This window comes from Dyadobacter sp. (assembly GCF_017744695.1).
GTDB lineage: Bacteria > Bacteroidota > Bacteroidia > Cytophagales > Spirosomataceae > Dyadobacter.
Map to the genome: position 1 here is coordinate 1 of NZ_JAGIAS010000003.1, position 12,854 is coordinate 12,854.

General features: G+C 47.4%; 11 protein-coding genes. 6 read left to right on the forward strand and 5 right to left on the reverse strand.

The features are described from left to right. The first annotated feature begins 504 nt into the window (after window positions 1-504). Genes J7619_RS12005 through J7619_RS12020 form a run of 4 tightly spaced genes read left to right on the forward strand, consistent with a single transcriptional unit; the run spans window position 505 to window position 7,604 of the window. Entirely contained in the window at window positions 505-3,336 is a 2,832-nt protein-coding gene (locus J7619_RS12005) for a M4 family metallopeptidase (protein WP_291200330.1), read from the forward strand. Between the two features lie 25 nt (window positions 3,337-3,361). Beyond that, window positions 3,362-6,526: a M4 family metallopeptidase gene (locus tag J7619_RS12010; RefSeq protein WP_291198315.1), complete on the forward strand. Its 3,165-nt coding sequence runs from the start codon at window positions 3,362-3,364 to the stop codon at window positions 6,524-6,526. A gap of 24 nt (window positions 6,527-6,550) precedes the next feature. Further along, window positions 6,551-7,042, forward strand: a complete 492-nt coding sequence (locus tag J7619_RS12015; protein ID WP_291198317.1) for a T9SS type A sorting domain-containing protein — start codon at window positions 6,551-6,553, stop codon at window positions 7,040-7,042. Between the two features lie 58 nt (window positions 7,043-7,100). After that, window positions 7,101-7,604, forward strand: coding sequence for a PH domain-containing protein (locus J7619_RS12020; RefSeq protein WP_291198319.1), 504 nt, complete (start codon window positions 7,101-7,103; stop codon window positions 7,602-7,604). Window positions 7,605-7,616: 12 nt separating this feature from the next. On the opposite strand, the gene J7619_RS12025 is transcribed toward J7619_RS12020, so the two are convergent. Then, complete coding sequence (locus J7619_RS12025) at window positions 7,617-8,657, reverse strand: alpha/beta hydrolase family protein (RefSeq protein WP_291198321.1); 1,041 nt, start codon at window positions 8,655-8,657, stop codon at window positions 7,617-7,619. A 70-nt stretch (window positions 8,658-8,727) separates the two neighbouring features. Beyond that, window positions 8,728-9,609, reverse strand: a complete 882-nt coding sequence (locus J7619_RS12030; protein WP_291198323.1) for a pirin family protein — start codon at window positions 9,607-9,609, stop codon at window positions 8,728-8,730. A 300-nt stretch (window positions 9,610-9,909) separates the two neighbouring features. On the opposite strand from J7619_RS12030, the gene J7619_RS12035 reads away from it, so the two are divergent. Together J7619_RS12035 and J7619_RS12040 are read left to right on the forward strand one after the other, a co-directional pair. Further along, on the forward strand, window positions 9,910-10,404 hold the full coding sequence (locus tag J7619_RS12035) for a GNAT family N-acetyltransferase (RefSeq protein WP_291198325.1): 495 nt from the start codon (window positions 9,910-9,912) through the stop codon (window positions 10,402-10,404). Between the two features lie 291 nt (window positions 10,405-10,695). Continuing rightward, window positions 10,696-10,935 carry a hypothetical protein gene (locus J7619_RS12040; protein ID WP_291198327.1) on the forward strand — a complete coding sequence of 80 codons (240 nt, stop codon included), beginning with the start codon at window positions 10,696-10,698 and terminating at the stop codon, window positions 10,933-10,935. A 154-nt stretch (window positions 10,936-11,089) separates the two neighbouring features. Here the strand turns inward: J7619_RS12040 and J7619_RS12045 are convergent, their stop codons facing one another. From J7619_RS12045 to J7619_RS12055, 3 genes are all read right to left on the reverse strand, one after another. Continuing rightward, the gene (locus tag J7619_RS12045; protein WP_291198329.1) at window positions 11,090-11,875 is read right to left on the reverse strand and encodes an alpha/beta fold hydrolase; all 786 of its coding nucleotides are present in this window, start codon (window positions 11,873-11,875) and stop codon (window positions 11,090-11,092) included. A 65-nt stretch (window positions 11,876-11,940) separates the two neighbouring features. Then, window positions 11,941-12,411, reverse strand: a complete 471-nt coding sequence (locus tag J7619_RS12050; RefSeq protein WP_291198331.1) for an SRPBCC family protein — start codon at window positions 12,409-12,411, stop codon at window positions 11,941-11,943. Then, entirely contained in the window at window positions 12,401-12,733 is a 333-nt protein-coding gene (locus tag J7619_RS12055; protein ID WP_291198333.1) for a helix-turn-helix transcriptional regulator, read from the reverse strand. Before J7619_RS12055 ends, J7619_RS12050 begins: the two co-directional genes overlap by 11 nt. Between the last annotated feature and the right edge of the window lie 121 nt (window positions 12,734-12,854).

Genomic DNA, 12,854 nt, shown 5'->3' on the forward strand with positions numbered 1-12,854 from the left:
CATCGTCACCGATCACGTCATTACCATCGATCTTGTCAATCCCGACTCGCAGTTTAACGAATTTAAACCGGGGTTTAAGTATCCGGATATTGATTTGAGTATCAAATAGCAGCCATTCTACAATTTAACACAACACTATTACCTATGAAAAAGCGACTGTGCCTTTTGCTGGTCATTGTCATCCCTTGGTTTGGAAAGCCGTTGTATTCTCAGGTCTTGAACAATTCAACAAATGTTGACCGGACTGCGATGAGCTTTTTTGATGGCTCTCAAACTTTTAGAGCGCTCGAATACACTATAAATGCTGACCCCAAAAGTGATAAGGTTTATCGCTTGCAGACAAAGCCCGAGAATGGGTTTCCAGCAATAGAATTGCAAGGTATCCACGGTATACAAAGTGTCTATTTTGAAGACAAAGTACCTTACGACAACCAGTTTATAGACAATCAAACACCGCATCTGAGCACGGAGGCAATTCAAACCTTCTATTCATTTCAAAGGGTAATGGCCCTGTTGAACCAACGGTTTGGTTGGAAGGGTATTGATGGTATTGGTCAGAAACCCATCAAAATATATTTGGAGGACTCTGATAAATTTGATCCTAAACCAGCCCACCCATTTGGGCATTACTATTCTGATGCAACCGACGAATATTTTGAATTTTTTAGAAGTCTTACGGATACTGAGCCTTTCAATAATGTCTTAGAGGTCGTAGGACATGAATATGCTCACGCAATATTCCATCAAAAGACCGGCATTAGCTTTCAACTAACAAATCTGTGTAAAGAGGTTCAAGCACTAGACGAGGGAATTGCGGATATACATGGCATTTATCTCAAAAATAAGATTCTGCAAACCCCTCCCCAGAATTTTAATTGGCTATTTCAGGAGCAGATAGAGAACCCAGCGGAGGATTTGAGTAATCCTAAAAGCTTTGGATATCCTGACACTTATCTAGGTCAATTTTATCCCAATACGTGTTATGAAGGTTTCGACACGCACCCCGCTTCATCAGTTGTTGTAAAATGGTTTCAGTTGCTTGCCGAAGGCTTCCAGGGAAATGCGTATAACGACCTCGGTTACGGCTATTCAAACCTAACCGGCATTGGTGTCGAAAAAGCGATTCAGATCGTTTGGGATGCTATTCCCTCCATCAAAATCTACTCGGACTATCCGGCATTCAAGGCATTTACGTTACAAGCCGCCGAGAAACTCTACGGCCTGCATTCCACCGAATACCTGGCCGTCCAAAATGCGTGGTGCGCCGTCGGGGTTTGTGATAATAATCCGGCAGCCTTTTCGATGTACCCGGCTAACGCAACCGGCAATGTCAATCCATGGCCGGCTGTTAAAATTAACCTCACATGGAAAAATAGTGGGGTTACCAAGTGGCTGGTACAAACATCGACCCAATACGACTTTTCCGAAAACGTTCAGGAAACCGACGCAGACAATTTCACGATGGTGGTCGATCCGAACGGTTTGCTAACCTATTCTGCTTCCGTCGACGCATACTATCATCCCGGCGAAAAAGTTTGCGCACGGGCTAAGATCATAGAAGCTGACCCCAATTTTTGCAAAGGGCTTAACCCGCTTTGCGCATTCTACCAGCAATTCGGCCCTACGCACGCATTTACGTTAAAAGATTTACAAGTCAAGTTCTGGCCCTACAATAGTTTATCGATGGTGGTTAACCCGTGGGATAAACCTGAACTCAGATGGAGGTCGATCGATGGTGCCGACCGTTACAGGATTCAGGTCGCTACGGACAACGTCTTTAATAACCTGGTCTACGACGAAGTCGTCGTGCACACAGGTAATTTCACCGAATCCACGGAGATCAATGCGACACTCGAAATGGGCAAGGACTTTTTTGTCCGTGTCAGAGCTGAAAGGCTCGATTTTGTCAAAATCAATAAGAATTACGGCAAATGGTCTGATACCTTCAAGCTTCACACAGCCATTCCGCAAACTTCCATATTACAGGCTTTAAATCAGAAGGCCAATGATCCGCCTCAAACCGTTAGCAGCCTGGGATTTGTGATTGGTTGGTATGTTTATCCGGGAGCAACCAGCTACGTTGTGCAGGTCGCCACTGATGATGCGTTTCTTAACGTTATCCGCTCACAAACCGTGGCAGGCAACTTAAATGGTATTAATTTTTCACTTCCAACCGTCGCCAACCTCACAAACCTCTTTGTGCGTGTATTACCGCAAAGAGGAAATGCATTTGGCTTCGGCAATAATACTTGGCGGGTTAAAACGAATGAAAACTATGGCGTCCCCGCAATGGAAAACCCGGCGAACGGGACTAATTTCCCATTCAGAAACTTTCTTTCTGTGTTTCAATGGAAGGGCGGCACGCTCAATGCAAACCTGGTTGACCATTTTGAAGTGTGGGTAACCGAAAAAACTTTCGGCCTGACTTCCATTTTCAAAACCCAGGGAAAGGCTTTCGATTTTCCTATACAAGATCCTTTCATGTTTGACGACAAAGCGGGAATCCAGGTTAGGGTAGTAGCAGTAGGTGCTCTCGGAGCCAAATCAGGGTTCTCGGCACCGTTCGATTACAATATATGCCCGGATAACCCTGAGATTATTTTCCCAGCTGATTTGATCAGCAAAGTCGACGCCTTCCAGGATTTCCATGTAGAATGGCATGATAGCTTCTGGTTCGATCCGGGAAGCGAATACATGGTCACGATTAGAGACGCGATGACGGATGCGCCGGTCGCCGGATTCAATAATAAGCTCACAACAGCGACATCAATGCTCGTGCCAGCTGGCACGCTCACCAATGGTAAAAACTATACAGTATCGGTAAAAAACTCGTCCACATGTGCGGGGATCATTTTGCCAGCAAATATTTTCTCCGCAGTCGGTGTCGGCGGTTCCAATCAGCCTCAGCCGACTAAGCTTGTCAATTTCACGATCGACCTGCAAGGCTTCCGAAATAATCAGAATGGTCTTGCATGGGAAACTTCCGATTATATACTTGGGTTCGAGTTCATCGATCCGGATGGAAATCTGCTAGCTCTCGTTGATCCCAATGGGAATCAGATCACACAACTACTGGTGGATTCTGAAAACTCCGGGGTGATTTTGAGCGCCAGCAACAAACCCGAGGGGCAATACAAGCTACGATTAAAAATGCTCAACATTTTCAATCCTCTCCTTTACTACCCTTTTGACCAACCGCGGTTTTCCGTATTTCTCAATGGTGATCCGGTAGTCAATCCGCATGTCATCACGGTAAATTTCGCAGATCCCAATTCCCTTTTCAACGAGTGGAAAGTTGGGTTTCAGTTTGCGGATATCATACTGAATGTGAAATAGAATTGGCAAAACAACACTATTAATCATGAAAAAAACACTGCTTACGCTTCTGGGAATTTTTGTGGTAACGCTCCGGCCTGCGGCGTTTTCACAAACTTTGAATAATGCCAAAAATGTCGACCGCACGGCGATGAGTCACTACAACGGGTTAAAAACTTTTCGAGCGCTTGAATATACGATCAGTCCTGACCCTCTGAGCGAGAAAATTTATCGCCTGCAAACATTACCCGAAAACGGTTTCCCTGCCATCCAAATCTACGGAACTGACAACGCCTCCACTGTTTTTTTCGAAGATAAAACCCCATACGACAATGCATTTACCGATAATCCTACTCCGTATCTAAGTACGGAAGCCGTTCAATTGTATTTTGGATTCCAGACTGCGATGAAAATATTCGACCAACGGTTTGGGTGGAAAGGCATGGACGGCACAGACGCAAATTCAGTCAAAATATCCATTGAAAATTCGGATGGCACGTCGAATGATTACAGCTATGCACGCTTTTCGGGCGATATCAGCACCCCCCTCTTCCGTTTTGGCAAAAGTTTCGTTCATAGTACGCCCCTTCCTGCGTCAATCGATATTGTGTCACATGAACTTAGCCACGCGATTATGAAATACAGGAGTAACATTGCCTACCTAAATAGCATATGTTCGGAATACCGGTCCATAGACGAAGGCCTGGCAGATGTATTCGGAATATATGCGAAGAATAAATTTCTGCAATCGACTCCCCAAAATTATAATTGGCTAGTGGCAGAAGAGATTCTATCAAAACCAAAAGATATGTCAAACCCCAAATCGTATGATAGAGCGGATACTTACAAGGGAGAGCATTTCGATAATGGCTGTTCCGATAACTATAATTACGATGCGGGGGCTGGTGTCGTTACCAAATGGTTCTACCTCCTTTCCTCTGGCTTTGCAGGCTCGGCCACTAACGATTTGGGATACCAATACAGTAACCTGACCGGCATTGGCGTAGAAAAAGCAATTCAAATTGTCTGGGACGCCATACCCAAACTAAAAGCCTATTCCGATTATCCTGCATTTAAGGCATTCACACTTGATGCAGTAACACAATTATACGGCTTAAATTCAATGGAATACCAGGCAGTAGAAAAAGCCTGGTGTGCGGTAGGCGTTTGCGACAATAACCTGCCATTCTTTTCTATTTATCCTGCCAATGCATCTTCCAACATCGAGCCATGGCCTGCTGTGAAAGTTAATTTTTCCTGGGACAACGATCCACGCGTTAAGGAAGTGGAAGTCCAAATGGCTTCCGATTACAATTTCACCAATCCGCAGGTATATAAGGTGAGTACCTTCGACACTTTTTTCAAGCCTGGCGGAGGCGTATTTTACAAAGGTAGCGCCAGCGGCTATTTTCGTCCCGATGAGACCGTATACGTGAGGGCAAAAATAACACAAGCCGACGCCAATTTTTGCAAAGGCCTAAACCCGCTTTGCAAATTGTATCAACAATTCGGTCCAACACATGCCGTCAGACTAGATAATAAGAAGGCCGAGTTTTGGCCTGCAAACATCTCTACTACCGTTAAACCCTGGTACGCCGAACTAACCTGGAAATCAGTGAAAGATGCTGAACTTTACCTGATGCAGGTTGCCAGCGACCCTTCCTTTAATTCCATAATCTATGAAGGATTTGCACCGCATACCGGCAACTTCACGGAAACCGGGCTGGTTAATGCGACGCTGGTCATCGGACAAACCTATTATGCACGCGTTGCGGCGAAGAGACTCGATAAGCCAAAGCTGCAGGGAAATTATGGAAGATGGTCCAAACCACTGATAATTAAGACATCTACACCCTCCACATCCGTCATACAAGCCAAAACACAAAAGCTGAACGATCCTCCAACTCCCGTCGGGAGCCTGGGGCGATTAATCAGTTGGGATCCGGTACCGGGAGCAACCGGCTTTGTGGTGGAGGTCGCGAAGGACAACGCTTTCACCAACATCGTTTCGTCCACCGCATTATCCGGAAATTCAGCCAGCACGATTGTACTTTTTCCGCCCTTGCCCAATCTGACCAGTTTGTTTGTTCGGGTACTTCCCAAAAACAACCTCGTCTTCGGCATTTGCAGCAATATCTGGCGGATTATAGTAAATGAAACAGCCGCGCTGCCAGTAATGACAGGTCCGGCCAACGGAACGACCTTTCCATTTAAAGACTTCGCAGGAAAAGTTTTCGAATGGAATAAAGGGACACTTAACTTGAATACAGTCGACCACTTCGAGCTTCATCTCACGAAACCGTCAGGCCCTACCTCTATTTTCTCTACCCAGGGAAAGACTTTCAATTTCTTTGTTCAGGACCCTCTGTTGTTTGACGGCACCGGCTTGCAGGCGAGCGTATTGGCTGTCAATGCGCTGGGTGCTAAAACGGGGTTGTCGCTGCCATTCAATTATCCTATATGCCCCGATCATCCGGCTGTATTCTTCCCAGGTGATTTGGGCAAAGTCGATCCAACCAAGGACTTTAAGGTCGAGTGGTTTCCAAGCCAGTCGTTTCCACCAGGCAGCCAGTTTTTGGTGACCATTAAGGAGAATGGTATAAACGCGGTGCCGGGATTTACCGATAAACCGACCACGGCCAATTTCATGCTTGTCCCCGCGGGTACGCTTGCAAACGGCAAAAACTATACGGTGACTGTTCGGAATTCCTCTTCCTGTCCCGCCTTGCCTGTGCCGGCACCTTTCTTTTCCGCGGTCGGCTCCGGTGGTTCCAATCAACCTCAGCCACCCAAACTTGTCGACTTCACTATTGAGTTAAAAGGTTTTCGAAACGATCTGGACGGCCTCGCCTGGGAAACATCTGACTATACATTCGCCTTTGAGCTTATAGATGAGGGTGGCAACATACTGGCCCTGCTGGATCCCAATATGATGCCGGTCACGCAATTACTTGTCGACTCCGAAAACTCAGGCGTAATCATGGAAGCCAAACAGAAGCCGGAAGGCAAATATAAACTCAGGCTTAAAATGTTCGATATTGTCAATCCACTCGATTATTACCCTTTCGATCAGCCACGCTTCTCCGTTTTGCTTAACGGGCAGCCCGTCGTCAGCAATCATGTGATTACCGTGGATTTCGTAAACCCCAATTCACCTTTCCATGAATGGAAAGTTGGGTTCGAGTGGGAAATAATTCTGGATATAAAATAAGTTTCAAATTTAAACAAACACGCTATGAAGATTCTCCAATTAATGCTCACTACCGGTATCCTTTCGACGTTTGCATTGTCGGCCCATGCGCAGCAGCTCCGGTATAATACGAAAGGATTGACGATAAACCGTAACGGTGATTTTCTCACGGCCATCGATGCTTCCGGCAAGCATGTGGCGAATGTAGACCTTACCAAGCCCGCATGCAAAGGGAAAGTTATTGCGTTTGTCTATTCCAGTAAGAAAAGAGAAGTAAGCAATGAAGTGGCGGAGCCCGTCACGAGTCTCACGATTTTTCCAAACCCTGCATCCAAACAGGTGCAACTCGATTTGAAGGGGGCATGGAAATATCCGGTTGATGTGCAGATATTCGACCGCAGCGGCAACACAATGCAAACCGATCGTTTAGAATCGTCGAAACACACTTTGGATATTGCCTCGCTCCGACAAGGTATTTACATTCTGAAAGCGGAGTCGGGTGAATCCAAAGCCGTGCAGAAATTGGTCGTGGAGTAGCTATATAAATGCGGGATAGATTTTGCTTATATTTAGTTATTAACAACGCTATCCTACCATGAAATATACTGCTTCCGTTGATAGAACCATCACAATCATCACGATTGGATTGACTGCCTTGTTCGTCGGCATCATCGCATTTGAGTTTCTTACCTTTTCCGATGATGCGAAAATTGGGGCATTTGTTTCAACCGCAATTTTGGTGGTTACTTACGGATTTGCCTATGTATACCGTCCCATGAGTTACACGCTGACAGACCAGGATCTCATCATCCATCGGCCTGTCAGCGACGTAACTTATCCGCGAGAAACGCTTGAATCGGTTCAACGGATTCCAAAGGAAACCTTAAAGTTCACGATCCGAACATTCGGCGTGGGCGGGCTCTGGGGCTACTACGGCCAGTTTTACAACTCGGTTTACGGAAAAATGACCTGGTATCTTACCCGTAGAGACCAGCTTGTACTGATCAAGACAACAAATAAAAAGACCATCCTGCTATCCCCTGACGAAATAGACTCATTTCTGAAAGAACTCCAAAGTGCCCAGCCTGCATTGGGGTAACTCGCCGGTCGATTATTTGTTTACCAGGTTTTTCGAAAAAAACGGCAGCATCTTCGTCTCGATCCGCTCGCCTATCTTGTTGATATGGTCGCCCTGGTATTCTTCGTATGCGTGCTCGATTTTATAATTGTCGAGTATCTGGTGCAGGATTTTGATATTGGAAGCAATAGGCTGGTCGCGGTCGCCGGCATCGAAACCAATGCCTCTCATTTGTTTCAGGTTGGTGATGTATTGATCGATGCTGGGAAGCGGCATATTGGCATTCCATTTGACTTCTACGGCGGGGTTCAGCTTTCCATTTTCAACGATCGCATCGGTGAAGAATGGCGGGCGCAAAGGATCAGGCGACCAGGCTGCTGCATAAGCCAGAGCTGCTTTGGTCATAAAATCGGCTTTGGCGATATCCTCCGGCGTTTTCACCGCCTCTATTTTGGCCAGTGCTTCCGACGAACGCGCGTTGCCTGGCGCCAGACAGCAAGGGCTCAGCAAGTAAATGCTTGAAAAGATTTCGGGGTGCCGTTCGCCGATACGGATGGTGCCATAGCCACCCATCGAATGTCCTGCCAGACCGCGGCTTGCCGCTTTGGCAATTGTCCGGTAATGCTGGTCAACGTATGCAACGAGTTCTTTGGAAACAAAATCCTCCCAGTTGCCTGTCGTAATGGAATTGGAATAATAACTGCCGCCGCTACGCGTGAGCGCGTTCGGTGTGACGATGATCATTTCGTGCGCCTGACCGGATGTAAATACCTTATCGACAATCACCGGCAGGTTGATCCAATGCTTTACAAACCCATACCACTGCGCGTCGGTATCGGTGAAGCCATGCAGCAGATATACCACCGAGAACCGACGTTTCGGCTCTTTTTTGTAGCTCGGCGGCAAGTATACCGAAACATCGGGGTCGGCAGGATTACCTTCCAGGTTGCCCTCCAGTGATTTGCCGTGTACTTTAATGCGCTCTACCGATCCTTTCAGCGGCGATTGCCCGAATGCAAAAACGGGTACGAACAGAATTACCAGCAAAAAGGCGGCCAATCTTTCTCTTTTCATTGCAGCTCAGGTTTGAATGAGCCCCAAATTAAGAAAGATTAGCCGCCCGTTAAAGCGTAAGGAATTTTGATTAATAGTTAAAGCGCTGCTCCTCAGGCAAAGTGGAAACATGCCTCATTTTCCCATGGCGGAAATCACTGTAAAGCGCCTTGATTTCCTCCTGATGGTCCGAGATGAACGGACCGTACGACACGATCTGGTCGTACTGCGGCTCGCCCGCGTACAACACCACACGCGCACCCTCGCTGCCCGCGACGACGACCAACTCGCTTGCCTCTCCAATCACACCGCGGCTCAGCCATCCTATCTGATTGACGTCCAAATCACTTCGCTCATCCCCTACCTCTACATTGCCTTCAATGACATACAAAAATGCATTATAGGTGGCTGGCAACGATTCCGCAAGCTTTGCGCCTGGTTTCAGCCGGATGTCGGCTACAATGAGCGGAACATAATTCTTTACTGGTGAGTCCAGGCCTGCAAACGATCCGCTGTATAAAACAGTTTTCACCCCATTCCGTTCAATCGCCGGTGCATTCGCCAATGCGATATCCTGCACCCTCGGTGCTGTCCAACGATCCGCTTTTGGCAAATTCAACCACATCTGCAGCAAACGCATTCTCGATTTTCCTTCGATCGTCTCCGTATGTACAATGCCGCTGCCGGCAGTCATCATCTGAAAATCGCCTTGCTTCATCGTATGCGCTTCGTCGCCGATTTCGCCTTCCAGCAGCAATGAAACGGTTTCAAAGCCCGCGTGCGGATGTGGCCCTCCTACGGGCTCGTCGTCTTTCTTGTCCAGAAAATCGTCCATCAACAGGATAAACGGATCGCTATGCCTGAACTCGTTATAAATCACCGCCCTCGCCGTATGGTCGGGTCCCAGAAACCCAGGTTGGGCAGGCGGTGTTTTGATGCTGATTATATTTCTGACAATGCCTCGGTTTTCCATGATCTGTTTTGCTTTTTGAATTCATGAAGCCACTAGTAAACCTCATTTAGTAAACAAAAACAACGCTCCTACCATCCATCCAACTCGCTATACATTTGGTTAGCGCTACGGCAGCGTGCTCAATTATGGAGTCCTCAAAGACCAGTAAATGACAAAAAAAATTGTCAACAAATGTAAAAATCCCGCAAGTGATCAAATTCTTTCTGTCAACTTTTTGTTAAAATAGGTGACAGGGCTACGACACCCAACTCGTCAGCCCCACGCCATGTACCCATTAAAAATACCTTTCTACGCTTCACAATGCAGTTTTATTCAGAACGTTTACGCTACGAAAAATTCACCCGCGACCATTTCGAAGACTATTTCCGACTTGTCTCGCAGCAAGATGTAATGCTATACATCAGTGGCACTGCGCTCGACGCAGAAGGCGCCCGCAATAGGTTTGAAAGATCACTTCGTGCCGACGGCCAGCAAAGCGACATGGGTTTTGTCGCTGTTTACGAACAAGCCAGCGATTTGTATATTGGTTTAGGCAAAATAGTCCCCTTCGAGGACGGTTTCACGGAGATTGGCTACGCATTGCTACCCGAATTCTGGGGGAAAGGCTACGCATCTGAAATCACCGGTCGGCTCATCGCCTATGCACGCGAATGCGGCAATATCGAATCACTCCTCGCGCTGGTAGAACCGGAAAATCAAGCTTCCATTAACGTGCTCACCAAGCAGCAATTCCGCTTTTTCCGGGAAATAGCCGAAGGTGATGTCGTGCGGCATGATTACATTCTGGATTTGTAGCAAAGCACATGAGTCCCGCACAAAAACCATTCTGCCGGTTGGTAAATAAGAGACGAACGTGCGATAATCAGCCCGCCGCCGGTTGAAAAGTCATGCGCTTTCTGACTTGTGCGAGCACTTAATTCTCGCGAATATGCGTGTACCTTTTAAAAACGCATATGATTAATTATGAAAAAGCTTGCAAGAAATGCCCTGTTATGGTGCGGGAACGACGAAAGTCCCCGGATGCGGATTGCGTGCATAAAGGCGCCTAAGACAGGGCTTTTATCAACACCTTTAAACGCAATAAGTATGAACACACTACTAACCCCTGCCGGCTCGGAAGATCCGGTTTGTATGGCCTACGGCCGCGAAGTGAAAGCGTTGTTGAATGTTAGCGATCCGGTATCGTGGACACAGGACCTTTGGACGATTTATACTGGTTTTATGTTAGCGCAAAAGGAACTCGGCTATGATCCGCACATTGCCGATACCTTTTGCTCATTCAAAGAGCTACTGTTTTTCTTTGAAAGAGTCAAAGAAATCTCCTGACGGTAATTGGAAATGAATTGGTACGGAAAGACGATCATGGAGAGGCAAATACCTCTCCTTTTTTATTCTAATTGGCATAGTTGTTTCTGGTTGCTAATTCAAGTCCAAACCACACTTACCACACATGCGGAGAAATTGACACCAAGCGATTGGACTAGTTTTCTCCCAAAAACTCCTGCACGAGTGTCGCTGTGATCTCAGGCTGCCTGCTACCGGCTTTCGCGGTGCAAATCTCGCCGAGCAATGCACCATGCACTCCCGGCAGTACTACCAGTTCCGCCTTCGGAATCAGCTTGGAGATTTCAACAATGTGCTCGGTTTTAATCACATCTTTGTCGCCAGTCATGATCAACGCGGGTGCTTGTATGCGCTTGAGGTCGCTTTGGGGCCAATCGGCAAAGGTTCGGCGGCGTTCGCGGTCTTTGTTGAACATCGTTTGCAAACCCTTGGGATCCGGATTGACTTTGAGGTAATACTCTTTCAACGGCCCAGGCATATTATCGAGCGAAGCATTGTCCATCATTTCAAAAAAACCGTCGATCATTCCGGCGCGGGTGTAGTTGGAAGCTACGACGATGATCTTGCCAATCAGTTCCGGATGGCGGCCGGCGAGCTGCATGGTGGTACAGCCCCCGTCGCTGAAACCAAGGACATTGGCCTTCTCCACTTTCAAATGCCGGAGCAATGCGGCCACGTCGTCGGCATCCTGTTGAAACGACTCGGGCGCGTCGCGGTCGCTGGTGCGGCCATGCGCTTGCAATTCCACGGCGATGATTTTGCTGAAAGCCGCCAGCTTGGGCAGGATGTTGCCAAAAGTCGTTTCGATCGTCGAACCGCCGCCATGAATGAGTACCAGCGGGATATTACCTTCCCCATAGATCTCATAATACATTTTCAGCCCGTTCACGGGCGCATAACCGGTTGTTTTAGCTTGTTCCATACGAGTTTGCTGTGCTTGAACGGATAAATTCAGCATTGCGCCGAGCAATGCAACGACCAGCGCTTTCATGACTGCCTGACGGCCTTCCTGCCTTCCAGATACACCGAGAGCTTTTCGACATTCTGTTTCAAACCTTCGGCCGCATTGTTCGATTTCACGATGCGGATCAACTGCTCTGCCGATTCAAAAAGCATGTGCCAGCGCAGAAACGTTTCATCGCCCTGTGCTTCAAACTCTACCGTGGTTACGAAGTTGGGTGCAAAATGCTGGTATACAATCCTTTTTAAGGGGATAACTTCCTTGAATATACTCCTGTTCTGGTAATCTTTTCCATCGGGACCGTGCATCACTAGTTCCCAAACACCGCCCGGCACGAGGTCCATTGTCGTGATCGTGTTCGTGAAACCATTTGGCCCCCACCATTTGGCAATATGCTCCGGCTGGGTCCACACCTCCCACACCAGTTCTACCGGTGCATTCAGTTTACGGGTAATGATCAGTTCACGGTCGTGCGTGCTGCTTTTTTCATTTTCCATATCGCTCTTTTTTTAGTTGTTCCAAATAGCTTTCCAATGAATCCAGTTTACTTTCCCAATGCTTTTTGTACTGATCCAGCCAGACAGACACCTCGCTCAGGCTGTCGAGCCGTGCTTCGCAAATGTGGTCCCGGCCTTCTTTCCGGATAAAGATCAGCCCGCAATCGCTCAGGATTTTGACATGCAGCGAAATCGCCTGACGCGTCACATCAAACTGCTCGGCAATGGCATTTACATTCTGGGGTTGCTCGGCCAGCATACCGATAATCGCTCTGCGCGTCGGATCGGCAATGGCCTGGTATACATCTCTTCGTGCTCTCATAACATGCAAGTATTTGCTTGCAAATATATATGCAAGTATTTACTTGCGCAATATTTATTTGTTAATTTTGAAGTCTCGAAAAAAGGGCTTCAATTTGTCGCACCCGCCCCCTGCGAATGTC

What these genes read in the sequence shown, in the direction of transcription:
- J7619_RS12005 (WP_291200330.1), top strand. Translation starts at nt 505, where the DNA reads ATGGCCCTGTTGAACCAACGGTTTGGTTGGAAGGGTATTGATGGTATT.
- J7619_RS12010 (WP_291198315.1), top strand. Translation starts at nt 3,362, where the DNA reads ATGAAAAAAACACTGCTTACGCTTCTGGGAATTTTTGTGGTAACGCTC.
- J7619_RS12015 (WP_291198317.1), top strand. Translation starts at nt 6,551, where the DNA reads ATGAAGATTCTCCAATTAATGCTCACTACCGGTATCCTTTCGACGTTT.
- J7619_RS12020 (WP_291198319.1), top strand. Translation starts at nt 7,101, where the DNA reads ATGAAATATACTGCTTCCGTTGATAGAACCATCACAATCATCACGATT.
- J7619_RS12025 (WP_291198321.1), bottom strand. Translation starts at nt 8,657, where the DNA reads ATGAAAAGAGAAAGATTGGCCGCCTTTTTGCTGGTAATTCTGTTCGTA.
- J7619_RS12030 (WP_291198323.1), bottom strand. Translation starts at nt 9,609, where the DNA reads ATGGAAAACCGAGGCATTGTCAGAAATATAATCAGCATCAAAACACCG.
- J7619_RS12035 (WP_291198325.1), top strand. Translation starts at nt 9,910, where the DNA reads ATGCAGTTTTATTCAGAACGTTTACGCTACGAAAAATTCACCCGCGAC.
- J7619_RS12040 (WP_291198327.1), top strand. Translation starts at nt 10,696, where the DNA reads ATGAACACACTACTAACCCCTGCCGGCTCGGAAGATCCGGTTTGTATG.
- J7619_RS12045 (WP_291198329.1), bottom strand. Translation starts at nt 11,875, where the DNA reads ATGGAACAAGCTAAAACAACCGGTTATGCGCCCGTGAACGGGCTGAAA.
- J7619_RS12050 (WP_291198331.1), bottom strand. Translation starts at nt 12,411, where the DNA reads ATGGAAAATGAAAAAAGCAGCACGCACGACCGTGAACTGATCATTACC.
- J7619_RS12055 (WP_291198333.1), bottom strand. Translation starts at nt 12,733, where the DNA reads ATGAGAGCACGAAGAGATGTATACCAGGCCATTGCCGATCCGACGCGC.